23 protein-coding genes, 6 pseudogenes and 1 riboswitch are annotated in these 26,589 nt (G+C 33.2%); of the genes and pseudogenes, 19 read left to right on the top strand and 10 right to left on the bottom strand.

The features are described from left to right. Positions 1-76 precede the first annotated feature (76 nt). Complete coding sequence (locus ABH957_RS04100) at positions 77-601, top strand: NUDIX hydrolase (RefSeq protein ID WP_404453249.1); 525 nt, start codon at positions 77-79, stop codon at positions 599-601. An 82-nt stretch (positions 602-683) separates the two neighbouring features. Here the strand turns inward: ABH957_RS04100 and ABH957_RS04095 are convergent, their stop codons facing one another. Beyond that, on the bottom strand, positions 684-1,448 hold the full coding sequence (locus ABH957_RS04095) for a class I SAM-dependent methyltransferase (RefSeq protein WP_404510670.1): 765 nt from the start codon (positions 1,446-1,448) through the stop codon (positions 684-686). A 197-nt stretch (positions 1,449-1,645) separates the two neighbouring features. Between ABH957_RS04095 and ABH957_RS04090 the strand changes: the two are divergent. Then, positions 1,646-2,137: pseudogene (locus ABH957_RS04090) on the top strand (DUF2716 domain-containing protein). Between the two features lie 64 nt (positions 2,138-2,201). On the opposite strand, the gene ABH957_RS04085 reads toward ABH957_RS04090, so the two are convergent. From ABH957_RS04085 to ABH957_RS04075, 3 genes are all read right to left on the bottom strand, one after another. Continuing rightward, the gene (locus ABH957_RS04085) at positions 2,202-2,972 is read right to left on the bottom strand and encodes a DNA alkylation repair protein (protein WP_404510668.1); all 771 of its coding nucleotides are present in this window, start codon (positions 2,970-2,972) and stop codon (positions 2,202-2,204) included. Between the two features lie 33 nt (positions 2,973-3,005). Further along, positions 3,006-3,311, bottom strand: a complete 306-nt coding sequence (locus ABH957_RS04080) for an iron-sulfur cluster biosynthesis family protein (RefSeq protein ID WP_404453258.1) — start codon at positions 3,309-3,311, stop codon at positions 3,006-3,008. A 120-nt stretch (positions 3,312-3,431) separates the two neighbouring features. Further along, on the bottom strand, positions 3,432-4,898 hold the full coding sequence (locus ABH957_RS04075) for an amino acid permease (protein ID WP_404453260.1): 1,467 nt from the start codon (positions 4,896-4,898) through the stop codon (positions 3,432-3,434). Between the two features lie 112 nt (positions 4,899-5,010). Continuing rightward, positions 5,011-5,203: riboswitch (Lysine riboswitch) on the bottom strand. A 384-nt stretch (positions 5,204-5,587) separates the two neighbouring features. On the opposite strand from ABH957_RS04075, the gene ABH957_RS04070 reads away from it, so the two are divergent. After that, positions 5,588-6,037, top strand: a complete 450-nt coding sequence (locus ABH957_RS04070; protein ID WP_061688491.1) for a GNAT family N-acetyltransferase — start codon at positions 5,588-5,590, stop codon at positions 6,035-6,037. A 40-nt stretch (positions 6,038-6,077) separates the two neighbouring features. Here the strand turns inward: ABH957_RS04070 and ABH957_RS04065 are convergent, their stop codons facing one another. After that, positions 6,078-6,980, bottom strand: a complete 903-nt coding sequence (locus tag ABH957_RS04065) for a sulfite exporter TauE/SafE family protein (RefSeq protein WP_061688490.1) — start codon at positions 6,978-6,980, stop codon at positions 6,078-6,080. A 207-nt stretch (positions 6,981-7,187) separates the two neighbouring features. Between ABH957_RS04065 and ABH957_RS04060 the strand changes: the two genes are divergently transcribed. From ABH957_RS04060 to ABH957_RS04020, 9 genes and pseudogenes are all read left to right on the top strand, one after another. Next, complete coding sequence (locus ABH957_RS04060; RefSeq protein WP_016120448.1) at positions 7,188-7,985, top strand: VOC family protein; 798 nt, start codon at positions 7,188-7,190, stop codon at positions 7,983-7,985. A 14-nt stretch (positions 7,986-7,999) separates the two neighbouring features. Further along, complete coding sequence (locus ABH957_RS04055) at positions 8,000-8,938, top strand: aminoglycoside phosphotransferase family protein (protein ID WP_404453264.1); 939 nt, start codon at positions 8,000-8,002, stop codon at positions 8,936-8,938. A 13-nt stretch (positions 8,939-8,951) separates the two neighbouring features. After that, entirely contained in the window at positions 8,952-9,695 is a 744-nt protein-coding gene (locus ABH957_RS04050; protein ID WP_404490837.1) for a metallophosphoesterase family protein, read from the top strand. A gap of 144 nt (positions 9,696-9,839) precedes the next feature. After that, positions 9,840-10,507: pseudogene (locus tag ABH957_RS04045) on the top strand (P-loop NTPase fold protein). 43 nt (positions 10,508-10,550) lie between these two features. Then, positions 10,551-11,093: a GrpB family protein gene (locus tag ABH957_RS04040; protein ID WP_002127972.1), complete on the top strand. Its 543-nt coding sequence runs from the start codon at positions 10,551-10,553 to the stop codon at positions 11,091-11,093. A 275-nt stretch (positions 11,094-11,368) separates the two neighbouring features. After that, positions 11,369-12,193 carry a DUF2785 domain-containing protein gene (locus ABH957_RS04035; RefSeq protein ID WP_061688489.1) on the top strand — a complete coding sequence of 275 codons (825 nt, stop codon included), beginning with the start codon at positions 11,369-11,371 and terminating at the stop codon, positions 12,191-12,193. Positions 12,194-12,300: 107 nt separating this feature from the next. Then, positions 12,301-13,287, top strand: a complete 987-nt coding sequence (locus ABH957_RS04030) for an alpha/beta fold hydrolase (RefSeq protein WP_003190124.1) — start codon at positions 12,301-12,303, stop codon at positions 13,285-13,287. 34 nt (positions 13,288-13,321) lie between these two features. Beyond that, positions 13,322-13,993 (top strand): response regulator transcription factor, encoded by a 672-nt coding sequence (locus ABH957_RS04025; protein WP_003190126.1) that lies wholly within the window; start codon positions 13,322-13,324, stop codon positions 13,991-13,993. Beyond that, the gene (locus ABH957_RS04020) at positions 13,990-14,991 is read left to right on the top strand and encodes a sensor histidine kinase (RefSeq protein WP_404490838.1); all 1,002 of its coding nucleotides are present in this window, start codon (positions 13,990-13,992) and stop codon (positions 14,989-14,991) included. Before ABH957_RS04025 ends, ABH957_RS04020 begins: the two co-directional genes overlap by 4 nt. Before the next feature lie 288 nt (positions 14,992-15,279). On the opposite strand, the pseudogene ABH957_RS04015 reads toward ABH957_RS04020, so the two are convergent. Further along, a pseudogene (locus ABH957_RS04015) lies at positions 15,280-15,542 on the bottom strand (hypothetical protein); the annotation flags it as partial. A 118-nt stretch (positions 15,543-15,660) separates the two neighbouring features. Between ABH957_RS04015 and ABH957_RS04010 the strand changes: the two are divergent. The 3 genes and pseudogenes from ABH957_RS04010 (at position 15,661) to ABH957_RS04000 (ending at position 19,355) form a co-directional block, all read left to right on the top strand. Beyond that, complete coding sequence (locus ABH957_RS04010) at positions 15,661-18,066, top strand: PAS domain-containing sensor histidine kinase (protein WP_404510666.1); 2,406 nt, start codon at positions 15,661-15,663, stop codon at positions 18,064-18,066. Between the two features lie 569 nt (positions 18,067-18,635). Beyond that, a pseudogene (locus tag ABH957_RS04005) lies at positions 18,636-18,781 on the top strand (sensor histidine kinase); the annotation flags it as partial. 76 nt (positions 18,782-18,857) lie between these two features. After that, complete coding sequence (locus ABH957_RS04000; RefSeq protein ID WP_002120388.1) at positions 18,858-19,355, top strand: DM13 domain-containing protein; 498 nt, start codon at positions 18,858-18,860, stop codon at positions 19,353-19,355. Positions 19,356-19,396: 41 nt separating this feature from the next. Here the strand turns inward: ABH957_RS04000 and ABH957_RS03995 are convergent, their stop codons facing one another. The 3 genes and pseudogenes from ABH957_RS03995 to ABH957_RS03985 form a co-directional block, all read right to left on the bottom strand. Next, entirely contained in the window at positions 19,397-19,507 is a 111-nt protein-coding gene (locus ABH957_RS03995) for a helix-turn-helix domain-containing protein (protein WP_157380763.1), read from the bottom strand. Between the two features lie 857 nt (positions 19,508-20,364). Then, positions 20,365-20,633, bottom strand: a pseudogene (locus tag ABH957_RS03990) (hypothetical protein). Positions 20,634-21,159: 526 nt separating this feature from the next. After that, positions 21,160-21,297, bottom strand: coding sequence for a hypothetical protein (locus ABH957_RS03985; protein WP_000283272.1), 138 nt, complete (start codon positions 21,295-21,297; stop codon positions 21,160-21,162). A gap of 319 nt (positions 21,298-21,616) precedes the next feature. On the opposite strand from ABH957_RS03985, the gene ABH957_RS03980 reads away from it, so the two are divergent. Next, complete coding sequence (locus ABH957_RS03980; protein ID WP_061688486.1) at positions 21,617-22,324, top strand: alpha/beta hydrolase family protein; 708 nt, start codon at positions 21,617-21,619, stop codon at positions 22,322-22,324. Between the two features lie 63 nt (positions 22,325-22,387). On the opposite strand, the pseudogene ABH957_RS29445 reads toward ABH957_RS03980, so the two are convergent. Continuing rightward, positions 22,388-22,655: pseudogene (locus ABH957_RS29445) on the bottom strand (IS4 family transposase); the annotation flags it as partial. A 69-nt stretch (positions 22,656-22,724) separates the two neighbouring features. Here ABH957_RS29445 and ABH957_RS03975 point away from each other — a divergent pair. From ABH957_RS03975 to ABH957_RS03965, 3 genes are read left to right on the top strand one after another with little or no spacing between them, the layout of a single operon-like run. Then, positions 22,725-24,260: a spore germination protein gene (locus ABH957_RS03975; protein ID WP_002120381.1), complete on the top strand. Its 1,536-nt coding sequence runs from the start codon at positions 22,725-22,727 to the stop codon at positions 24,258-24,260. Positions 24,261-24,264: 4 nt separating this feature from the next. Continuing rightward, on the top strand, positions 24,265-25,365 hold the full coding sequence (locus ABH957_RS03970; protein ID WP_061688485.1) for a GerAB/ArcD/ProY family transporter: 1,101 nt from the start codon (positions 24,265-24,267) through the stop codon (positions 25,363-25,365). Continuing rightward, on the top strand, positions 25,362-26,465 hold the full coding sequence (locus ABH957_RS03965) for a Ger(x)C family spore germination protein (RefSeq protein ID WP_002168107.1): 1,104 nt from the start codon (positions 25,362-25,364) through the stop codon (positions 26,463-26,465). Before ABH957_RS03970 ends, ABH957_RS03965 begins: the two co-directional genes overlap by 4 nt. The last annotated feature ends 124 nt before the right edge of the window (positions 26,466-26,589 follow it).

Genomic DNA, 26,589 nt, shown 5'->3' with positions numbered 1-26,589 from the left:
GTGAAAATGATAAGAATTCCTCATGTAGAAAATGAATTGCTTACAGAAGAGGATGTAAAAGAAAGGAAATGACGATATGTATAAGTACACAATATGCTTCATTAGAAAAGGGGATAACATACTCCTTTTAAATAGAAACAAAAAGCCAACAATGGGAATGTGGAATGGCGTTGGAGGGAAAATCGAGGATAATGAAACGCCATATGAAGGAATAATTAGAGAAACGTTTGAGGAAACGGGTATAGAGCTTCATAGTGCAACGTATAAAGGGAATGTTATTTTTAAAGTCAAAGACGAGCCCCAGGATAGAGAGGGAATGTATGTATTCCTTGCTGATTTACGTGATGAAGTACATATTGGTACGCCAGTAAGCACTGATGAAGGTATATTAGAATGGAAGTCAATTGATTGGATATTAGATGGTGATAATAGAGGTGTAGTTAGCAATTTGCAAAGATATTTACCGATATTATTAAAAGAGGACAACAATTTAGATCATATATTTACGTATGATAATCGGAATATTATTGAGTACACAACTGCTGTTTTGGCAGAAGATGATACGAAAAAACGATATGAAAAACATCTCATTTCTCAATAGGATAAGGTGCGTTGAAATACTAAGAAAAAGCCAAATCCTTTATTGGGGTTTGGCTTTCTTGTAGGGAATGCTAATTCAAGGTTTACTCTTCATAATTTGCTTTAATAATAAAGCGGTGTTGCTTCACATCGAAATATCCCTTTTGCAAGATGATTTCATGTATGCGATATAATTCCTCATAATACCTTTCTACAGTAAAATCAGGAATTTGCCACGGAATCGCTTTTAAATAATAGACGATAGCGCCAATATCATAAAAACGTTGGACAGGGAACTCTTCCTTTGCTTCTAAAATTGTAAATCCACTTTGCTTTAATTCACTACATGCCGTTTTGAGTGACCAATTTGCAAATTCTGAATTAAGCGGTGTACCAAACAGCTCATTAAGCTCAGCACAATCAAGACCACCGACTTGTTGTATAAGAAATGTTCCATTAGTGGAAAGAATTCTTTTCACTTCAGAAGCAGCGTAGGATTCATGTTGATTCACAATTAAATCAAACTGACCATCTTGAAATGGTAAAGCAGTATCATCAGTCACTTCTACAACTGTAACCCCTAAAGGCTCTAATTTCTTTCGTGCAATTGGGACATTCGGAGCATAGCCCTCAGTAGCGTAAATAGTTGGCGGGAACGGTTGTAACATAGATAAAAACTCTCCGCCGCCAGTACCCATATCTAGCATTGATTTTGCACGTTGCATAAGCTGGAAAGCAGTGCTACCGTACGACCATGATAAAGGCTCGCTATTCATACGGCCAGTTTCTGCAATGAAAGAAAAATCCCAGCCGCTAAAGTTAGTCTTTGCACTTTCTAATAGTGCTGAAAATAATGGATCACGTTTCATATTGTTGTCCTCCTATTTCGTTAATAAATGATATAGTAAGAAAAGAAAAAGGGAGGACCTCTTATTAAAGTGGAACGGTTTTATGTTTCGTGTTCGAATAGATTCATATAAATTAGCTCCTTGCGAGAATGGTTATTTATATATTCGGGAGTATCGAGTGAAAATCCTTTGAAATTATAGGGGAAGGCAGTTGTTTAATGAAAAATTGGATGGAGTTTACAGACAAAGAGTACGACCAAATATGGGATAGGGTATATAGTGAACTTAAGTTTTCGCCAAGTGATTCTACATTCCCATCATTTAAGGTACCAAGTCCCTTTATAACATATGATATTTCTCATTGCTTTGGAGAATCGGTAGATTTAAATGTATATGACGATTTGGAAGAAAAAGCATTACTAGTTTTTAAGGAGAATACGGTATCGAATGAATATATAATGGCACTTGATTGGCAACATGAGTGTTATTGGGTGAATCCACATTTAAAGTTTGATAGAAATGAATTTGATGAGTAGACAATCCCGGTTTTTCCAAATGGAGATTATTATTTCTTTATTCAGAAGGACTTTAAGTGGGGCTATTTAGGGCATCCGTGGGAGGAGAGTATAACGATATTTGGAAAAGAATTAATAGAGAGCTTTGAACAACGTAAGCCAGAAATGTTTCAAAATATTTTAAGGCAGGGATAATGTTTTAAAGAGAAAAAACGCTTATACTTCATTTTTGAAGTATAAGCGTTTTTGTTTAAAATACTTAAAAACAAAAATCTTTTGGTAAAGTGCCACTTTTTATCATCGTTCTTAATCCATGTTTCATAATCCAAGGATTAACAGGATGGTTTTTATCGAGTAATTGTTGCAACCATTGAAAAACGAGTTCGTTATCTTCTTTCGTAATATCATTAATGTGATTGGCTACAGATTTTTGAACGTACTTAGAAGGGTCATTCATTAATGGCTCAAGAAGCTTTAAATTATTTCTGAAGTCACCTTTCAAAGCTCCTATTTTTTTTGCCCAAGGAAGTCTTGGTCTAGTACCTTCTGAAACTAATCTCCTGATGTGGCTGTTTTCGTCACGTAACCACTGTTGCAATATGTTCAAGGTTTCTTCATGGTATTTTTCAAGATAAGGACGAATGGCATATTCAGCAGTATTTCTTTTTGTTATTTCATACATTGCATTGAATGAGGATTCAAAATCGTTAAGTCCATATTTTTCAACGTATTTTGCGATAGGCATATACATATAACCTTTTGTAAATGTGCCTACTTCTGTAGTATTTTCTGGTCCCAATGTTTTCAGTAATATATGTATTGCTTCATTAAAATCTTTTTGTAATGCATTGTGTAATTCATCTGCTATTACTTCTACACGTTGTTTTAACTCTAAATTTTCAACTTTACATGTTACAGAATCTACAAAGCTTTTTTTAGAGAAATTAGGATCATGTTTAGAAATAGAATCAGCCATTTTTTCTGCTAATTCTTCGTTAAATAAAAATTTTAATGGAACGTATTTACCCATTTTTTCACCTCAGTGGTCAAATAAAAACAATTTTTATTTTTTAACCGACAAGCCATAAACTAGAGTCTCACTAGGAGTCGTAATACTAAAGCCAGTCGTCTTATAATCAAGTTTTAATGTACCACCAGTGTAGTCTTTCGTGAATGAGTCCATTTGTACAATAAGCATTTCATCTTCATATACAACATCATCCGCATTATATGTATCCCAAATTAAATCAACATCAACGAAAATGCTGCAAGAGTTTGTCATTGTTCCTCTAATGCGAATGATCTTTTTGTCTTCACGTTCTAGTCTATGTATAGCTGCTATTGCTTCATCAGTAATACGAATGTTCATGTGATCCCAACCTTTAAGTGTATTTACTTTATTATTGCAAAAAGATAAGAAATAGGGAAGTAAATGGGATTGTAATAAAAAAAACGAGCAAACAAATTTGTTTGCTCGTTTTGCTATACTCTATTTTAGTTCACATTTATCAAGTGGAATTACTTTCGTTTTCTTAGTAAATTTATATCCTAACCATAGTACTAAGAAGAGTGGTAAACCGATGTAAGAAACGAGTACACCGTTCCAGTCGATAGATGCTCCTGTAAATGCTCCGTAGTTTTGACCTAAAATAACGATAACACAAAGTGCAAATGCAAAGATTGGACCGAACGGGAACCATTTCGCTTGATATGGTAAATCTTTTAAATCTTTCCCTTGTGCAATATAGGCTTTACGGAAACGGTAATGACTAATAGCAATCCCTACCCAAGCAATAAATCCTGACATCCCAGAAGCATTTAATAACCAAATGTATACAACACCGTCACCGAATAAAGAAGCGATGAAAGCGACGCTACCAACTACTGATGTTGCGATTAATGCGTTAACAGGTACACCGCGGCTATCTAATTTCCCTAAGAACTTTGGTGCTTTTCCTTGGCGAGCTAAATCCCAAAGCATACGAGTTGATGCATACATTCCAGAGTTACCAGCAGAAAGTACTGCAGTTAAAATGACAGCGTTCATAACAGAAGCAGCGAAGGCAACGCCCGCTTTTTCAAATACAAGTGTAAATGGACTTACTGTAACATCACTTGCTGCAAGGCTTTCAGTCGTATAAGGAATTAATAAACCGATAACGAGAATTGCTAAAATATAGAATAATAAAATGCGCCAAAAGATAGAACGAATTGCTTTCGGAATATTGCGTTCTGGATCAGCAGTTTCACCAGCAGCTACTCCCAATAATTCAGTTCCTTGGAATGAGAAACCAGCTGCCATAAATACACCGATAATTGCCATGATGCCGCCATTAAATGGTGCATCTGCAACAGTGAAGTTTTTAAAACCGACAGCTTCGCCGCCCATAATTCCAAAAATCATCATAAAACCGACAATTAAAAAGATAATAATAGTAACTACTTTAATAAGTGCGAACCAATATTCAGATTCACCAAAACCTTTAACAGATAAATAGTTTAAGAGAAAAATAATAGCTAAACAAAGTCCACTCCAAATAAGAGAAGGGGTATCTGGGAACCAAAATTTCATAATTAATGTTACGGCTGCTAGTTCAGCAGCGATCGTAATCGCCCAGTTATACCAATAGTTCCATCCAAGTGCAAAGCCAAGTGATGGATCAACAAATTTTGTTGCATAAGTGCTAAAAGATCCAGTAACAGGCATGTAAGCTGCGAGTTCTGCTAAGCTTGTCATTAAAAAATAAACCATAATTCCAATTGCGGCATATGCGACTAATGCACCGCCAGGACCAGCTGAATGGATAACACCACCACTGGCAAGAAATAATCCGGTACCGATTGTACCACCGAGAGAAATCATCGTAAGGTGACGAGATTTTAATCCGCGTTTTAATTCACCTTGTCCTTGTGTAGTTTGCGTTTTAGAGGTAGATTGATTTGTTGCGCTATTCATGTTCAACACTCCTTTTCTTGTAGGTTAGGAAGGAGCGGGGGAGAAAAATACAAAAAACCGCCAAAGGAATTAGGCGGAACGTTTCACAAATAACCACCCCATCATACCCTTCCGTTAAGATAGCACACCACGTTTACACGGTAATTTTGTAAACGTGACAGTTCTGTTCCTTTCGGAGACAGCCCCAGCTCATATTTCCAGAGAAGAAATATAAACTTCGGCAACTTTTCCTTTCAAACGGAGTCAGTGACATTCGCTGTGTCTCGTCCATTTTACTTTTAAAAGTCGCAACCTCTACCTCATCGGATTGATGAGGATTTATATATTGCTAAGATATTTAATATATGGCAATTGTAATGACTTTCTGAATATATTGCAAGGAATTTTGTTAGGAAAAGTCAAAAAATATCGGTTATTGTATAGGAAACGCTTGCATAACTCCACCCGAACCTACTATTATGTAGCAATAAGCAAAGAAAAAATTGTTATACAAATGTTTCGCAAAAAATATTGAAAAACCCTTTAAAATTAAAAGAAAATTCAGAAAATATAATTCGACATAACTATCAGAAGGGGATTATTCCTTAAATTCGTTTCAAAGAATAAGTATAAATTCGGTAAATAGAGTGAAAATTCTTTTTGTTTCTGGTAAAATTGAGATATTGTTTAATTGAAAAGGGGATATCATTATGAAATTAGAAACGGAAAGATTACATATAGTACCGTGTACAGAAGAATGGATTCAAATTGCGGATAATCAAGGATACAATAGTGGTCCGCATATTGTAGGACATATAGAAAATGTGAAACGAGATGCGGCTTCATTACCGTGGGGACCGAGGTATGTTATTCGGAAAGAGGATGATGTTGTTCTAGGTGATATAGGATTTAAAGGGAAACCAAACGAGGAACATACGGTAGAAATTGGTTATGGATTTATTGAGAAATATTGGAATAAAGGGTATGCAACAGAAGCAGTTAGTGAATTAATGAAATGGGCTTTTCAAACAGGGGAAGTGGAAACGATTATAGCGGAGACACTCCTTGATAACTATAGCTCCATTCGTGTATTAGAGAAATTACATATGAAAAGAGTAAATAGTACTGAAACGATGGTCAATTGGAAAATAGAAAAATAAAAAATACCGCTCGAAGTAAATCGGGCGGTATTATTATTAATTATGGTAGCATTTGTTTTTGATCTTTCGGATAGCCGGCTGTCGATACGTTAGAACGATTGGAATGATTACGAACAGCAATAAAAATAGATATAATAACGACAAGACCAACTGCAACGTAAGAAAGTGAAATAATAGTTGGATCTACTTTAAATATAGTAAGCAGTGTACGTATATTCGTAAAGATAATAAGTCCGCCAACGAGTACGCCAAGTAAATGAGAAGGAACGATGCGTACTAACCATGCGGCGATTGGTGCGGCAACAATACCACCAAGCATGAGGGCAAATACCCAAACCCAGCTTACTTGTTCCCAGCCAAGTGAAATGAAAAAGCCAATCGTTGCAGCGAGTGAAACAGGAAATTCACTCGTATCTACAGATCCAATAACTTTTCTAGCTTCATTTCCTCTTGCAAGAAGAACAGGTGTCGTAATCGGCCCCCAACCACCGCCGCCAGTTGAATCGACGAATCCAGCGAATAAGCCAAGTGGTACAAGTTGTTTAGCAGACATACGCTTATTTGAAGAAACAATTTGTTTTTGAATGATGAATCGTAATAAAATATAAACCCCTAAAGTAAATAAAAATATGGAAATGTACGGTTTAATTACATCACCAGGTAAATTGCTTAAAAAACATGCCCCAATAAATGCGCCAATTGCTCCTGGTAATGTAAGTCTGGAAACTGTATATTTATCAACGTTTCCAAATTTGATATGAGATGCACCAGAAGCGGCGGTTGTAACGACTTCAGCTAAATGAACTGATGCGGAAGCTACAGCTGGTGCGATACCAAACATTAATAATAGTGAGGTAGACGTTACCCCGTACGCCATACCAAGTGCGCCATCAATCAATTGAGCGAAAAATCCAATAATAGCAAAGACAATTAATTTCTGCATAAATAATCCCCCTGTAATAATAAATGAAAAAGACACTTTTCCCGTATGAGAAAAGTGCCTTTGGTTTTTCCAATCAGCAATAATTAAATTTGTTTTATTATAATACACATTAATCGTATAAATCAACTTGGTTTTAAAGTTTTTTGAATTGAACGAAAGAAAAATAAAATATACAATAAAAGGATGGAGAGAAAGGGGAGAAAGACTATGTTAGCATTTGATCATCTCGTTCACGCAGTGCATTGTACACCGGAGGAAGCAACAAAACAAATGCAGGAGCATGGATTTCATACTGCATTAGGCGGTGAGCATACGACTTGGGGTACTTGGAATAGTTTATGTTATTTTGATTTATCATATATAGAATTTTTAGCAGTTCAGCATGAAGAAAAAGCGAAAGAAGCAGAAAATCCATTAGTACAAGAAACAGTGGTGAAATTAAAAAATGGAGAAGGGATGCTACAAATCGCAATTCGAACAGATGCAATTGAAGAACTAGCAGTTAAATTTAGTAAGCACGGCTTACATACGATAGGACCATTTGAAGGGAAACGGATGAGAAAAGATGGCCGGCTTTTAGAATGGAAAATGTTATTTGTAAAGCAAGAAGAGAATGGACCGAAATTACCATTCTTTATACAGTGGAATGAAACGGATGAAGAAAGAAGAAACGATTTACGTAAAATAGGGACGATCACTGAACATAAAAATAAAGTACAAGAAATTGAAACGATTCATTATACGGTGAAAAATGTTCGAGAAACAGTGCGGAAATGGAAAGAAGTAATGGAGCTAACTGCAAATTCAATCATACAAAATGAAGAATGGAATGCTGAGTGTCAAAGTGTATCGTTTGGTGATGTTCATGTGCAGTTTTGTGAACCAGTTGGAGAAGGGCTAGTACTAGAACGTTTGAAGCATCATGGCGAATATCCATTTGCAGTGGAGTTTAAAGGGGAAAATAAACGAGAGTATGAAGTGTTAGGTAGTTTGTTCGTATATTAATAGAGGTGAGTTTTGTGGAAGAAATGTTAAGAGAGATAGAAAGAAAACTAGAGTGGTCACGTATTGTAAAATGTACAGCTATTACAAAAGGTTTTTCACATGAAGAGAAGTATAAAATTGACCTAGAGAATCGAGAAACTTATTTTGTAAAAGTGTGTGATTCTTCTAATTATGAACGAAAACAAGAAGAATATATGTATATGAAACAATTGGAGTTATTACATATTCCAACGCCGCAGTTAATTCATTTCATAAAACTTGAGGGATTAAATAAATGTGTTCAAGTATTTGAATGGACCCAAGGTGTAAATGGTCAAGAGAGCTTAAGCAAGCTATCGGTGGAAGAACAGTATAATGCAGGAAGAAAAGCAGGGGAAATATTAAAGAGAATTCACTCGATAGAAAGAGAAAGTGCAAGTAATAAATGGGAAATATTTAGGTGGAATAAGTATGAAAGGTACATAGAGGCATTAGCAGATTATGAGGTGAATTTTCTGGATTTGAAGCCAGTATTAACCTTTGTAGAAAATCATAAAGACTTATTGAAAAATCGGCCTATCACATTTTTACACGATGATTACCACCCAGCAAATAGTATGATTCATAATAATGAATTTATCGTTATCGATTTTAGTGGATATGATTTTGGCGATCCAATACACGATTTTTATAACGTAGCGATTTTTACTACAAGAATAAGCAAACCATTTGCGGTTGGACAAGTTCACGGTTATTGCGGAGGCGATCCGTCAATCCACTTTTGGAAACTGTATTCATTATATGCAGCGATGACATTCCCAGCGGATATCGTATGGACAAACCGAACTACACCACATTTAGTAGAGGATATGAAAGAAAGATTGAACCGAATTATAGAAGATCATAATCATTTTTCATCTTATATTCCAAAATGGTATCAATCACAACATGAGGATATAATAAACAATAAATAACGGAGGGATTCATTTGGATAAAATTGCGGTAATTTCAGATATACATGGTAATATTCCGGCATTAGAATCAGTACTGAAAGATATTAAATTAAGAGGAATTGAACGTATTATTTGTCTTGGAGATTTAGTAGGAAAAGGTCCGCATTCTAGCGAAGTAATTGAAATCGTTCGTAAAGAATGTGAAGGAACCGTAATGGGAAACTGGGATGATTTCATTACAAAACCGACTGAATTTGAAGCGTTAAAATGGCATCAAAAACAATTGTCAGAAGAACAAAATGAGTATTTAAGAAGCTTACCATTTTCAATCGAGTTTTATATGAGTGGGAAACTGATTCGTATGTTCCACGCTTCACCGAGAAGTTTGTATGAAAGAATTCAACCACATGCAACAAGAGAAGAGCGTATTAGTATGTTCGAAAATAGTGAGCTCACAGAGAATATAGAAGGGGAAAGAAAACCAGATGTCGTTTGTTACGGTGACGTTCATCAGGCGTATGTGCAAAATTTTAGAGGGAAAACGTTATGTAATGCTGGTAGTGTAGGTAATCCACTTGAAATTACACAAGCTTCCTATTTAATTTTTGAAGGAACATACAATGAAAAAGAAGCAGCAAGCTTTTCCATTCAACTCGCACGTGTACCATATGATATTGAACTAGCCATCAGACTAGCAGAAGAACTCGATATGCCAGAAATTGAAGAATACAAACAAGAGTTACGGACGGCTTTATATCGAGGGTTTAAGGGGAAATAAGGAAAATATAAATCAATAAAAATATATCTATCATAACTTAAAATATATCAACGATTTTTTTAAATATATCGATTTACCAACAAATAGCAATGAATTTAATTTACTGCAATTATATTATGTAAACAATATACAGGAGGGAATGTCATGCTCCGAAAACAATACATGAAAGAAATTGCTGATCATATTTTAAATTTAAATTTAACTCATCCAACAAGAGTTGGAGTGAGTGGTATTACAGCTTCAGGAAAGACAACATTTGCAAACGAACTGGCAGAGGAAATGAAAAATCGGGGAGTACAAGTAATACGCGCCAGCATTGACGATTTTCATAACCCTAGAGTGATTCGCTATACACAAGGCAAAGAATCAGCAAGAGGGTATTATGAAGATGCACACGATTATACAGCTTTCAAAGAAAGGCTATTAAAACCTTTAGGACCTAACGGGAATTTACAGTATGAAACGATTTCTCATAACTTAATAACGGACATCCCTGTACATAATACGCCGCTAGTGGCCTCGCCAAATATGGTGCTAATAGTAGATGGAACATTTTTATTGAAAAAAAAATTGAGTATCTATTTGACTATAAAATTTTCATAGATACAGATTTTGAGATTGCGAGAAAACGTGGTGCAGAGCGCGAGACTGAGGCTTTTGGAAGTTATGAAGAAGCAGAGAAAATGTTTATAAACAGATATCATGCGGCTTGTAAGATGTATATAGATGAGCATAATGCGAAAGAATGTGCAAATGTTATATTTCAGAATAGTAATTTTGATGATCCGGTAGTTGTATTTAAAGGAATTTAAAATCTTTTATATAACAAAAAGTTCGTGAAAGGGGATGCGTCGGGTGGATAAAAAAGATAATCCGAACGATTGGCCTGTATGGGCGAATGAGTCAGTAGAGATAGTTAATGCAAATCCTGATTGGCAAGATAAAGGCCGATATGAAGAACAGCAACTTTATGAACTGCTTACTCCTCTCGGTATTAGCAAAGTAATACATATAGGAAGTACATCCATACCTGGTTTACCTGCAAAACCTATCATTGATCTAATGGCTGAAACAGACTCATTTGATAGAGTGCTCGATATTTCAGCAAAATTGGCTATATATGATTGGCATTATGTAGGCCCGGAATTAGATGAAAGACCTTGGAGAAGGTTCTTTGTGAAAGTGAAGAATAATAGGCGTGTAGCTCATCTGCATTTGATGGTTAAAGGAACTGAACGATGGGAGCAACAACTTTTATTTCGTAACCGCTTACGAGAAAATCCACAATTAGTTTATGATTATTCAAATCTAAAGCAAGAGTTAGCTAAAAAGTTTAACCAAGATAGAGAAGCGTATACAAAAGCTAAAACAGAATTTATTAAACAAGTTCTAAAATGATTCAACTTTTGATTGTAACTACGTTTGAATACAAATGAAAAAACATACTTTATTTTATAATTTAAACTTATATAAAATGCATGTAAACAAAGTGAGAAGCTTTGGTGTTCCAATGTATTTCCTTTTATTTCTCGGGAGAAATTTATATAATTGAATCAAGTTCATAGAAAGATAGGGACTAAAACTATATTAAAAGTCGACTTAATTTATGAGGGGAATTACAGGGGATAAGGCGAAAATAAGTTAAAAAACGTAAAAAGGGGACAGGGAATATAATGACAGAAGTGCTAGAACTAAAAGAAGAATTACAACAAATTCAAAATAATAATTATGCTGTGCCAGAAGACGTAGACGCATATCCATATGCACAGTGGATGTTAGATTATATCGGATCACCTGATGCTGAATTACGTGATGATTTGATTTATAGTACGCTTCACAAATGGATTACAAATGATGTATTTAGACAAAAAGAATTACGAGGATTAATGTTACAAGCAATTAGTCCTGATTATTTATTTTATAAAATTGGTGAAAAGGGCACAGATTCTGTTTTTAAACGTGCGTTCTCTGTTTTAATTCCACCACTTATTTTATCTGTTCATGAAAGAGAACCATTGTTATCTGAAGAACAACTGTACAGTGTAGCAGAACAAGTTCTGGAATATGTCTATTTAGAAGAAGATGTAAGGGGGTACGTAGAAGGAAAAGGCTGGGCGCATTCTACTGCACATGCGGCAGATGCACTAGATGCTTTAGCACGTACAATACAAAATCGTGAGTTTTCATATGCAATACTAGCTGCTGTTCGTCAGAAGATTCGATTGAATGACTACGTATACATACACTTTGAGGATGAGAGATTAGTAACGCCAATTATGTCGTTGCGTAACCAAAATATTTTAACTGAAGAAGAGTGGAGCAATTGGCTACATAGTATAGCAATTGTTGAAGATATCCCACATCCTCAACATGATATTTTAGTACAAAATATTAGAGCTTTCTTAAGAAGTTTATATTTCAGAGCTTTAGAGAAAGAGGGCGCTACTGCCTTTACAGATGATATATTGGAGACTTTGGAGAAATTGCGTAGGTATTAAAAATGACCAATACTTTAGAAACAAAGAGAAAATAATAATTTTCAAAAATTTATTAGAAATTTATTTTTACATTGTACCCTTTCAGTATAAGTTGAAAGGGGTGTCAAATGAAAAAATTATTGAAGATAGGAAAGATTATATTTTTTGTGTGTATTAGCATTATTTTTCTTGGAATAGGCGCTGTATTTATATATCATAACTATCAATTAAGAATGGAATCGAAATTAATTAATAATGAAGGTGAACTTGTTAATTTCAATAATAAAAATGTGAATGTTTATAATGAGGGGAGCGGGAAGGATACGTTTGTATTTATGGCCGGATCTGGAATTGCCGCTCCTGTTTATGAATTGAAAGGCCTATATAGTAAATTTTCGAAAGAAAACAAGATTTCTGTAATTGAGAGAGCTGGTTATGGATACAGTGATGTTTTTCATGATGATAGAGATATTGATAAGATATTAGAACAAACGAGAAAAGCGCTTATTAGAAGTGGAAATAAACCTCCCTATATTTTAGTGCCACACTCTCTATCGGGTATAGAGGCTATTTATTGGGCACAAAAATACCCAAGTGAAGTAAAAGGGATTATTGCGTTAGATATTGGTTTACCTAATCAGTACGTAACTCATAAAATAGACGAGGTTGATTCATTAAGAATAAAAGGAATGAATATTTTAACGAAAATTGGTTTTCAGCGATTAGTTCCTTCTATTACTTATAATCCCGAAGTAATTCAGCAATCCTTTTTAACCGAACAGGAAAAAAATATTTATAAAGCGCTCTCATATAAACAAGCTTTTAATGATGATATGAAGCAAGAACTTTTACAAAGTTACAATAACAGTAACAAATCTAATTCCTTATCATTCCCAAAAGAAACACCAATTTTATTTATAGATGCGATTGCTAGGGAAAATAAAAACTCGAAATATACAAAGCAAAAAAACAGAGATTATGAGGAGTTTGCTAGCAAGTTATTGATAGCTGATGTGAAAAAAATTGAAAGTACACATAGTATTTATTTACACGCTCCTGATGAAATATACAAACTTGCTACGGATTTTATTAATAATAAAGTAGTGAAGAACTAAGCTATTGTTATTTTAGTGATGGAAGGTCTACATAATGAAAGAATATAACATATTAATTGTTGAAGATGATTTGATGATAGGAGATTTATTACAAAAAATTTTGCAGCGTGAGAAGTATAAAGTGTATTGGGAAAAAGAAGGAAAGAATGTTCTTGATGTAATTCATGAAATAGATTTAGTCATAATGGATGTTATGTTACCAGGTGAAGATGGTTATCAAATTACAAAGAAAATAAAAAATCTAGGATTAAATATTCCAATCATATTTCTATCAGCTCGGAATGATATGGATAGTAAACTAAAAGGTCTTATCATTGGAGAAGAATACATGATAAAACCTTTTGATCCTCGAGAATTATTGTTAAGAATTCAGAAAATGTTAGATAATCAATATGGTACTTTCACGCAAATTAAACATTTATTTATAGATGCAGAATATAAAAGGGTTTTCATTAATGGTTTGCGTGATGAAGTTGTGTTTACAGCGATTGAGCGTAAAATATTTTTCTATTTGTATGAAAATAGGGATAGAATTCTAACAAAAGAACACTTCTTTGATTACTTATGGCAACTCGAAGATAGAAATCAAAATATCATGAACGTACATATAAAGAAAATTAGGACCAAAATCGATGATAAAACAGGTAACATTATTCAGAACATATATGGAGAAGGGTATAGATTAAATACCTTTATGAAGAAATGAAATTAAAGAAGAAATATCAGTTACTACTATTCTCCGCTATTGTTAGCGTACCACTGTTATTGTTGTCGATTAGTATCTTTGTATCAGTTATTTATAATGTTGTCTTTAAAACTAAAAACAAAAACATTCCTTTTCACGAATCCTTTGCATATCCTACTATGTTAATCATATTTTTATTATCACTATTAGTATTAGCTTTTTTATTTTCAAAATCGATTAACTCATTATTAAATAAAATTAATGTATTAAATCAAACGATTCGAGATTTAGCAAGTGATAAAAAAATCCCTAATATAATAGATGTCAAAATCGATGATGAGATGGGGGAACTGATTAAATCAGTAAACTTGCTTATAGAAAGAACGACTTATCGAGAATTAGAACTACAACAACAGGAACAAATAAAAAAAGAATTATTAAATAAATTACGGCATGATATTAATACACCCTTAACTGCGGTTAGATTACAATTATATTATTTAGAAGGTGAGTACGAGGAACAAGCACCAGTACTTGAATCACTGTATGAGCAGATACAATATATAAGTAATTTAACTAACGAATTTAATATTCAATCTACAGAGACCTTAGAGAATACTTATATTGTGAACGATGAAGTGAATATACATAATTTAATAGAAAATATGATGAAAAAATGGAGCTATTTGTATAGCATTCATAAAATTGAATTAGTATATAATCCACAAGATAAAGAGTTGATATGGGATAGTAATGAGTTATGGATTCAAAGGCTATTCGATAATATTTTTCAAAATGTGCTTAAACATTCACAAGCTAAAAAACTCAAAATCATTATAGATGAAGATATTGTTTCCTTTAGAGATAATGGAATTGGCTTTGATATAAATGTCAAAGGAACGGGAATAGGATTAAAAAATATTGAAGGTATATCAAAGATGTTCAATATAAAATACACTTTACAATCAAATAGTGAGGGGACGATGCTTTCTTTTAAAAACACTCAAAAAAATATATAAATTTCATTTTGAATTTCTAGTTTAAGTTTTATTAATAACGCCTATCATGTCGTTACGGAACCCAAACCTTTTTACTGAAGCAGAGGGGGATACTGCCTTTACAGATGGTATATTGGAAACTTTGAAGAAATCGCGTAGGTTTTAAAAAAGGGGGAATATTTGGTCCATCACTCGATCCCATCATAAATGAGCATTTCAGCAAAGAATAAGAATTAAAAAAACGATCTTTTCTGTAGGTTCCTACAAAAAGGATCGTTTTTGTATTTAAATTGAAATTTCAGACTAAATAAGATTGCTGTTAAAATAGAATGTTGATTTCTGCCGAGTGCTTTGGAATTTATGCAGTACTTCTGTCTTTTCGAGAAGATTTCTTTCTTCAAGTTTTGTTGCAATAAAACGATATATTACTTTTATTAGACTAGAAAAGAGCACTTCCATTATGAAAGTAAATATTTTTGGTTGCTTTTTGCAGATACGATTATATGAGTCTAAAAAAGCATAGTTTTTGTAAATTCAATATTTGCTTTAGAGAATTTTTGGATCTCAGAATGTCCAAGATTTAAAGATTATTTACATCTATTTTAATTTTTTTGCACCAGAACTGTTTATACTATTTGTAGGATTTTCTGCTTTTTTGTCGAATATACTTAATCCAAGGAGGGACATTACATGATTATTAAAGATTATTTCATCAATCTTTCTATTTTTTCTCTATTAGTTAGCGCAGCAATATTTATTCAAGTGTTTACGATTCATTCCAGGCGATATTTTGAAAAATTCTATGGAGGGATTATCGCAGTTACTTTGATGTTCTTTTCTTTTCCGTACATGGGATTTTCCTACGATCTTAGAGTTGTTCCTCTTATTTTATCTTTTATTTACTTTGGTCGCATTGCTGGTTGGATTACATTAATTAGCATTATTATAATGCGTATCCTTTACATTGGTGGGTATTGGGAGCCACCTGTGATTGCATATTTAAGTATGAGTATCCTATTTGCTACTTTTAAAACATATTTTAAAAACCTTCATCCTTTTAAAAGTGCATCTTTATATTTTTCTGTTTTTGTGGGAATAAAGTGGTTAGTTGGTTTATGTTTTAATACTACATTGCTTTACACTGGAGGCTTATTATATATAGCTTTAGGACTTCTAATCGGGCTCTTTCTTATGGAAGCTTACCAGAGATTGTATTATTTAACACAAGATTTATCTAAAATAAATCGAGAATTAATTAAATCGAAGCAAGAACTCACAGATACCGTACATGAACTTCAAGGCGGGATTTTTAAATTTAAAAAAGTGGGTAAGCACTTTATACACACTTTATGTGATGGGCAGTTTTATTATCAAAAAGGATTTTATTCTGAACAGGTGGTAGGAAAAAGCTTACGCACTATTGATGCTTCTATTGTTCCTCCACATTTAGTTCCACAATTGATGAAGCATTATCTTCAGGCATGGGAAGGAAAAGAAATTATATTCGAATTACCCTGGCCAAATGATAAAACTATTATTCTTATTGCGCTTATGCCGATTAAACGAAATGGACAAGTTATTGAAGTTGTTGGTTCTACAGTCGATATAACCAAAAGGAAAAAGGTAGAATCAGAATTAAGAGCTACCAAAGAATTACTGGAATCGTTTATAAAGCATAATGTAGATGCTATTACCATATCTGATCGAGAAGGGCATATTTTACAAGCCAATAAAGCTTATGAAAAGATATTTGGGTGGTCATCACAAGAAATCATAGGTAAGAGATTACCTTGTGTACCAGATTTCTTAATGGATGAATCACTTGAAAATATCCAGAAAATTCTAACAGAGGAATCCATAGTTACTAGATTAGAAACGATTAGACAACGTAACGATGGAAGTCTTCTTGATGTCAGTCTGACAGTTTCTCCTATACTAGATGTAAGAGGAAATGTGATAGCTTTATCAGCAATATGTAGAGATATTTCTGAAAGAAAACAAGCAGAAAGAGAAAGGCATCGATTACACCAACAATTAAGAGATAGTGAAATGAAGTACCGTGCACTAATCGAACAAGCAACTGACGCAGTATATGTAGTAGAGCTGAATGAAGATCATGTTCCAAGTCGATTTATTGAGGTAAACCCTGTTGGGTGTAAAAGATTTGGGTATAGTAGAGAAGAACTGCTCTCGTTGCCATTTCCAAGTGTTGTACCACAAGATTCTCGATTGATCGTAAGGTTACTAGAAAAAATTAGAGAGGGACAAACTTCCTTCACTTTGCAAGATGAATATGTTTTTCCAACAAGAAAAATAATAACAACTGAGTTTAGTGTCCGTGTTTTTAACTTAAATGGTAAAATAGTTTTCCTAAGCATTTCTCGTGATATTACTGAACGGTTAAAAACAGAAGAATTACTACGAAAATCTGAAAAACTTGCTGTCGTAGGACAATTAGCGACTGCAATGGCTCATGAAATTAATAATCCATTAACCGCAATGAAAGGGTTTATGCAATTACTAAAATCAACGGGAAATGAGAATGATCAGGGTTATATAAATATAGTATCATCAGAGATTGAGCGTATAGAAAGTATTACAAATGAATTTATGGCGGTAGCTAAACCACAGGTGGTAAAGATACAACCTAATGATATTGGTGTGCTAATGGATCAAGTTTTGACGCTACTGCAACCTCAAGCAATGATGAATAATATACAAATTAGAATCGATTTTACACCTGATATTCCATTGATTCCATGCGAAGGAAATCAATTAAAACAAGTATTTGTTAATATTTTAAAAAATGCAATTGAATCCATGCCAACGGGAGGCGAAATTCTGATTCAAATTGATAAACTTGATAATGATCAAATAATCATTCGTTTTATGGATCAAGGGTGTGGAATTTCAAAAGAACGTATACCATATCTAGGAGAACCTTTCTACAGTATTAAGGAAGAGGGCATTGGTTTAGGATTAATGATCTGCTATAAAATTATCGAAACACATCACGGAAAGGTATTTATTGAGAGTGAAATAAATAAAGGAACAACGGTTGAAGTTACTCTCCCTATTTGTACCATTCAAAATTAATATATTTCCTTACAAAAATTCTCTAAAGAAATTTATAAAAATATAATGCTATTTTCGTCTAATGAAATAGAAAAAGCGTATAAGGTACTTTAAAATTCAAAGTGTTTATATGAACAAAATAAATAAACAATAGAATGGAATTATGAATGGACATTGTCTTAGGAAGTGCTACGTTACTAACACGAGGTGCTTATGTATATGCAATTATGGATTACGGTATAATAGATGAATATAGTAAAGAAGCCTAGCTAAAGACTAAAGAAACAGCTAATCAAGCAACTATTAATCACTTTAAAACAGAAAAAAATATGGATGTTGTCATTACTAAGATTGGTTTCTCAGGAGAATATGCGACACCTGAGATTTAATTAGAGAGACATGTCTCTGGCAATGAAAAACAAAAGATTTCTGCTACTGTTAATTCTTCAGAAGATTATTGAGTTAAAGCCACAGTTAAAAACTAAATTTACTAACTGCTCTTTTTAAGTTTCCTGAATAGGCCTCACTATACTTTTAATGGTTCTGATGCAAAAAAATTCTAAGACTCTTGCAAGCAAAGTCCTGAATTTGGATTAGCTATTGCAAAATCATTGATTGAAATGCACAAGAGATAAAATGGTGAGAGGGGGCGCGCAGACGGCAAGCAGGGTAGTGAATTTTGGTTTACGCTTCCCATCGCATCAGAAAAAATAAGACCGCTGAAAGACTTTTGTAATATTTATGTTATAAAAATGAAAGACCTTCTTGCTAACATACTACTACACAGTATGTTACAGGAGGCTTTTTACTTTATGAAAAGAAAATATGTATGGTTTATAGGCGGTTTGATAATTGTAATGGGGGTTTTATGGTCATTGTTCCGACCAGAGAAATTATTTATTGATAAGCAAGTGAATGAAGCATTGCCACAAACAGAAGTACAATCAAATGAAACAAAGCAACAAAGTGATCGAGTAATAAGTGAAGGAAGGTTTCAAAATGGTGTTCATGAAACAATTGGAACGGCAACAATTCATCAATTAGCGGATGGAAAACGTGTTTTACGACTTTCTGATTTTAAAACATCTAATGGGCCGGATGTGCGAGTTGTATTAGTTCCTACGAATCGTTTGAAAAATAATGAAGACGTGAAAAACTATCAGTATATTGAATTAGGAAAATTAAAGGGAAATGAAGGAGACCAAAACTACGAAATTCCTGAAGGGATAGATGTAAGTGCATATGGTTCGGTTTCTGTTTGGTGTAAGAGGTTTAATGAAAACTTTGGTGCTGTTTATTTTAAGAAGTAAATATGGACTTAAAAGTGGGTTTGTGTAACACATGTATAATTTTATAGAGAAAGAAGACGATTAAATACCAAATAACAGTAACCAATAGATTTAGGAATTAATAGTACTTGTTTTTTATTTGGATAGATACGAAATATATATGCCTGCTTCACTAATATGGTGTGCACCTCATTTTTAAATAGGATGCCTACAATATCTTTCTATTCATGATAATGGTTGCGGGTTTGATATTCAAAGGCTGGATCGACCAGGATTCCCTTTTGGTGAAAATGATTCCAGAGGGTTTATGATGGGATCATTTTTAGCAAACGTACAATCAGATGTGGGAGGAGTGGCAATCGTTTGCATCGGGTGTGGCTTGGATCAATCATTGCATTGGCTACAATTCGAATATGGGGAGAAATAATTCCACGTGCAATCCTGCTCATTTTGCATGGATAATGTGTATCACCCTAGTGTTTGTAATTCCTGATGTCCGGGTATTACAGAATTTCGCTTATTCATTCATGCTACATTTTCAACTCATTGATTGGCCTGTTATAAATCAACTTCTATGTACGGTAGGAGGATTATTATGGGGAGCGACAGCACATTGGTTTATCAGCAACGGAGTCGGGGAGCATGTGTGAATTGTGGGCGTCAAAATGAATAGTAATATTAAGTATATAAAAAAGAGAAGAACTCACCAATGTTCTTCTCTCTTTTTATATGTAATTAGGGTTTCCATAACTGTAGATATGGATGGTGTAAATTAATGGATGAATAATTTACTCTTAAAATTATAACAGAACAAATAAAGATTTTGATATGTAATATTGCATCTTATAACCAACTTTTATACTGTTATAATGATAGAGATAAATTCTACAGCATTTTTCGAAGTACTAAATAGCAAATGAACATGAAATTTCTCGTAAATAAAAAAGGAAGAGAATTATAAAAATTCCCTTCCTTTTTTATATGTTCATAGATTTAGTGATATAGAAGAGATGTCCGGATTAAATTTCAACTACATAATTCTTCCGAATATCCAAATAAAAGGAATCAAAATACTAACACATTTAATAGTATCCCGATTTTCGCTCCGATATTTTTATCTACTACATAGGAAAAAATAGCTAAGATAAATCCAATTGGACAAAGAAATACAGGTAAAAGTATAGAGGCTCCAACAAATTCAGTTAAAATAATTTTGTATGCAACATTAACAATAGATAAAATCAATAAAACCGGTATTAAAATCGGTATAATTGTGCCTATTCTATTTTTCTTTATCATAATATCCTCTTTTTTATTCAAATAAAATACATTGACCTATAAATAGAAAAGAAAAAACACTGTTATTAAGCTAGTGTTTTTTCTTTTCTTCCTACTTGATAAGAAGTTTATAAATAATAAATTATTGCTGATAAGATAAATACAAATAATACATAGTTAAATATTTTCGCTGTGCCATTCATTATTTTCACTATATTACTTAATAATCCAATTGTACAAAGACTGAATATCACCATTGTGGATCCTATAAAGTCAATTGAATAACATTGATATATAGATGTTATATTTTAAATAATTTATATAAAATTACAATAATTTAATGTGAATTATTTTCGGATCAAAGGGTACACCTTTTGAAGTGGCGTGATTTCTATGAAAAACAATGTGTCAAAAAGTTGGAGATAACATTTTGAAGTAGGGGTACCTCCACATGCCCATCAACCTAGCAGAAGAGCTTGTCCCAAAAATGATAAAAACGAACTTTGTTTCTACAAAAGACATAAAACAATAAACACGTACTTCATATTTACTTTTGTTGTGGACGATAAAAAGCATCTACCAATTGATTATACTCGCTTCTTGAAATTTCTTTATTATATAGTTTAATTAATAACTCTTTATGCGCCTTCGAAAACGCTATTTTATCAATAAATTTTGGATACATACGATCATTTTCTCCCTGTCTGATAAATTATTCTGTTGAATTCCTTCTATTTCCCTGAATATTTTAAAAAATAAACCAACAATGTTTTATGAAATATTACATATCGAAATGATTGGACATTTTATAAGCGCTTACTATTACGAAAATGACAACAACCCTTCATTTCTCCTATGAAGAGGGTGAAGCAAAAACATTAAACTATTATATTTAAAGTTTAATCTACATGAATCGACATGGAAAGACTTTTTTAGACGAAATTATACATAATTTTATGTAATTGTACATATCCAAATAAAGTAAAAATGTATTTAAAGTATCATTGGTCTTAATATCTCATGGCACTGGTGGTTCACCATTAGTTTATCGAACGATTGCTCGTCACTTGGCTCGTAACGGATTTGTTGTGGAAATGCTTGAGCATCCATTCAATAATCGAAACGACAATACAGTGGAAGGTACAGTCGATAATCTAACTATTAGGCCAAAACATATTTCTATGGCGATTGATTGGTTCTTTAATAGTGAAGATTTTACAAAGGTTTTAAAACCTGATTCTGTTTCAGTCATCGGACATTCTATGGGAGGATACACAGCATTAGCAGCATCAGGAGGAATATCAACCTCTTTCCCTTATGAGTCTTTTGATGAGAAATCTCATCTTATCAATGTTACACCTGATTACAGAATAAAATCTTTAGTTCTTTTAGCGCCAGCTTCAGTTTGGTTTAAAACAAAAGGGGCTTTGGAAGGCATAAACATCCCTATTTTGATACTTGTTGGGGAGAAAGATCGATTTACACCTTATTTTCATGCGGAAATTATATTGAACGGGATAACTGACAGTACTAAAATTCAACATAAAATAGTTGAGAACGCAGGACATTTTTCGTTTCTTAGCCCGTTTCCAAAAGAAATGACGAATGCGTCTTTTCTTCCGTCGCAAGATCCACCTGGTTTTAATCGAGAATATTTCCATCATGAACTAAATGAAGAGATTACAGAATTCTTATTAAAGAATATACAATAATAAGAGACGTTTGATAAAGATTAGGACTATGTATCTGAAAAAACAATTGATTTATTCACAAAGCATTCTCGTTAAACAAATGGAACCATAAATTTTCTCATTATACTTTCCTGATCCTACATGAACATGTAGAAACTGACCACATGGTAAAGCATACTCTAGTTGAAATTTTACACTAGCATTTTGGCTACTCCGATCCAATCCTGATATGTAGAAGCAAATTCATAAAATCTTAAAATATTTTATAATACAGTGTAAAGATATGGTGAAAATAGATTGTTTACAAAGTTGGAATTTTGCTTGAAGAACAAAATTGCTGCTGAAGTAAATAGTGGTATAAATCCTTTTAAACTATACACAATAAAAATACTGAAAAGTCTTTTCGAGGGGAGTCAATGTTGTGTTTTCTATATTTAAATTTTTAAAACAAGGACGTTATTCTATAAATGATTCGGAGAACAGAAATTCAAATGTTCAGAAAGAAACTATGGGAAATCATAATATCAGCTGTGACTTATTCCAAAACACAAATGATCTTCAAAAGCTTTTTCAACAAGCTCCTGATTTGGTAATTCGTCAATTTCAACTAGTAAATAAATCAGAAGCCGCTTTGATATACTTATCTGGATTAACAGATAAACAATCTATTCATAATAATATACTGCCCCCTTTGATGCATAACCCATTTGATGTTAGTAATGGTCTACCTGTCACAATAGGAGAAATTCAAACAATCAATACTTGGAATCAAGTCGAAAATGCTATTTTTCAAGGGGATAGTATTTTATTAATTCACGGTCAAAACACAGGGTATCAACTAAATACAAAAGGATGGCCACAAAGAGATATAACAGAACCTAGAAATGAAATATCTCTAAAAGGGACGCATCAAGGGTTTGTAGAAACATCTAGTCAGAATATAGCTTTAATACGAAGATATATTCCTAATAGAGAGTTAGTATTAAAAGAGGTTTTAATTGGAAGTAGAGGGAAGACCAAAGTATCTATTTTATATTTAAGAGATGTAGCTTCTCAAGATGTACTTAAGGAATTGGAAACTAGATTTCAAAATATTAAGGTGGACTCGATTATTAATACTGGCGAAATAATTGAATTTATTGAAGATAATCCATATTCACCCTTTCCGCAGTTTATCTTGACCGAAAGACCAGATTCAACTGTATCACACATCCTTCAGGGGAGATTCGCCATTGTTGTGGATCGAAGTCCCAATGTTTTGATTGCCCCCATAAATTTCATTTCCTTCTTTCAATGGGTAGATGACTACAACACACGTTGGTTAGTATCTTCCTCTGTTCGATTACTACGTTTTATAAGTTTTTTTATAGCCTTATTGTTACCTGCAACATATGTAGCGTTTATTTCATTTAATTATGAAGTTATTCCTGTACAGCTCTATTTATCAATTGCAGAATCGAGAGAACGCGTTCCGTTTCTTCCGGTGATAGAAGCTTTACTTATGGAGATTACCTTAGAAATGATGAGAGAGGCTGCCCTTCGTTTACCCACTCCCATTAGCCAGACCGTAGGGATTGTTGGAGGTATTGTGATTGGACAAGCTGCTGTTCAAGCAGGGATTGTGAGTAATATCATGATTATTATTGTTGCTATTACAACTATAGCTTCTTCTATTGTTCCTAATTTTGAAATGGGTTTGGCAATAAGATTACTGCGTTTTCCTATGATGTTATTAGCTGCTTTATTTGGAATTGTAGGAATTATTATCGGCTGGATGACTATAATTGCACATCTTATAAGTTTAGAGTCTTTAGGTACTCCTTATGGTAGTCCTTTGTCACCTTTTCGAATATCAGGTATGAAGGACACGTTCGTTCGCTTTCCTTTGTGGTCAATGAAGAGAAAATCTAAAAATATTACGAAGAATCACAAAGAAACCAATCCTGATAAAGGGTGAAAATATGAAAAAATATGCATATAATGACATCACTGTCATGCAATACATCTTTATTATTAATGCCTCACAAGTAGGAACTGGAATTCTGTCCCTTCCAAGGGTACTTGCAGAAAAAGCTGGAACAGATAGCTGGATAGCACTATTTATTGGTTGGTTTTGCGCTATGACTGCCAGTATTTTGCTAATTCAAACAGCCAAACACTATCCAAATGATACCTTATATGAAATTCTTATTCGATTGTTTGGGAAAATCATTGGTACCATGGTAATTATTCTTTATATGATATATTTTGCTTTTTACGCATGGACAGTTCTAATTAATGGCATGCTTTATATTAAGGGCTGGCTCCTTCCAAAAACACCCGACTATATTATTTTGTTTCTATTCTCTATTCCAACCTTTTTGGTTGCACGCAATGGTGTTCGGATAATAGGTCGATACTGCGAATTATGCTTTTATATGACAATGTGGATTCCATTTTTTTTATTCATACCATTAAAAGATAGCAATTGGTTACACTTTCTTCCAGTATTAAAGGAGGGTTGGAAACCTGTCTTTTCGGCTGTTCCGTCTACTATCTTTTCCTTTATAGGATTTGAAATTGCATTTTTTCTTTATCCTTTTTTGCAAAAAAAGCAATATGCAACGCAAGGAATTATTATAGCAAATACCTTAACATTTATATTTTATCTATTTACTATCCTTATCTGCTTTTCGTACTTCAGTCCAGATGCAATTTTAGAGTTTAATCAACCTGTACTAAACTTGCTTAAAGTTATTGAATTTCGTTTTTTAGAACGGTTTGATATGATTTTATTGGCTATTTATCTAATTGTCGTCTCTACTGCATGGATTCCTTGTGTATACGGTGCTGTATTTTGTTCTAGTCAACTAATTGGAAAACAAGATCATACTCTTCATGTAGCTATTTTATTATTGGCAGTAATTATAGTAACGTTTTGGATCCATCCCTCATGGAATGAATCTGAACTATTTCAAAAGCTTACATCGAAAGCTGGACTTGTATTAGCTTTCTTATTCCCTGTATTTTTATGGATATATAACTTAATCCACAAAAAATACTTTCGGAGGGAAGCACATTGAAGCAGAAAATATTATGCAGTGTTTTAATTCCGCTAATATTGCTCACTGGGTGTTTAGACCAAATGAATGTAGAAGATGTTACACTCACGCTTATACTGGGTTTAGATTTGGACGAAAATGATAATTTGAAAGTATACTTATCCAGTCCTGTTTTCAATAAAGAAGCCAAGATTAAAGAGGAACAATATGGTGTGAAATCTGTTACAGTGCGAAACTCTCGTGAAAAATTCGACACCATGGCTATGGCTTTGACATCGGGAAGCAAGACACAACTTATTTTGATTGGTAAGCGACTTTTAAAACAAAAGAAGTGGGCGGATTATTTAGATCCTTTTTATCGAGATCCCAAAAATACGGTTACTACAAGAATTGTTGCTGTGGATGGACCTGTTTCAGACATAATTTATTATGCTCCCAAAAATAAACCACGTCTTCCTATATATTTGGCAAAATTAATTGAGACTGCACATAGAAGAAATATTACTGTAAAAACTACTCTTCAAGATTTTCATAACCAAACAAAAGAAAAAGGAATGACGGCGAGTGTTAGCGCACTTAAAAAGAATAACAATATAAAGTTGATAGGTTCAGCATTACTTGATGAACAGAATAGATATAAGCTAACTATTACACCAAAAGAAAATTTATTATTAAGTATCTTACAGAATCACATACAGGGAGAATTTCCATTTACTATTGCCGTACCGCTACAATCTGAAAGCAAAGAAAAACATTGGTTAAGCTTTAATACTCAAAGTACCAAAGTAAAAACAAACGTACAATACAAAAATCATTTTATGTTTAATATAAATGTACATATGAGAATTTCAATTTCAGAACGACTGTTTCCTTTTAATGTTAGGAATGATGGAGAAAGATTAGAAAGAAGCATTGAAAAACAGTTAAAAAGTGATTTAGAACGTTTAATAAAGAAAATACAAAAAGCAGAAATTGATCCTATAGGATTGGGGTTGTATGCACGAGCTTATACATATAAAGATTGGAAAAGAGTCCAAAAGAAATGGGGAAAAGCATTATCGAAGGCTGATGTTAAAGTTAATGTACATGTTAAAATTGGTGGAATGGGTACAATCAAGTAACAAGAACTCAGAGTAATAATTTTTTTTAGAAACTTCCTGGGTAGCATCACATCTCCATCAGCTTAAAGGTTCATAGCGCCCTTAGAACGTAATTTTTTGTTAGTCTGTAACAAAAAATTACATT

The organism is Bacillus sp. RC242, from assembly GCF_044908245.1.
Classification (GTDB): Bacteria; Bacillota; Bacilli; order Bacillales; family Bacillaceae_G; genus Bacillus_A; species Bacillus_A mycoides.
This window is presented reverse-complemented; position numbering and strand designations above follow the sequence as displayed.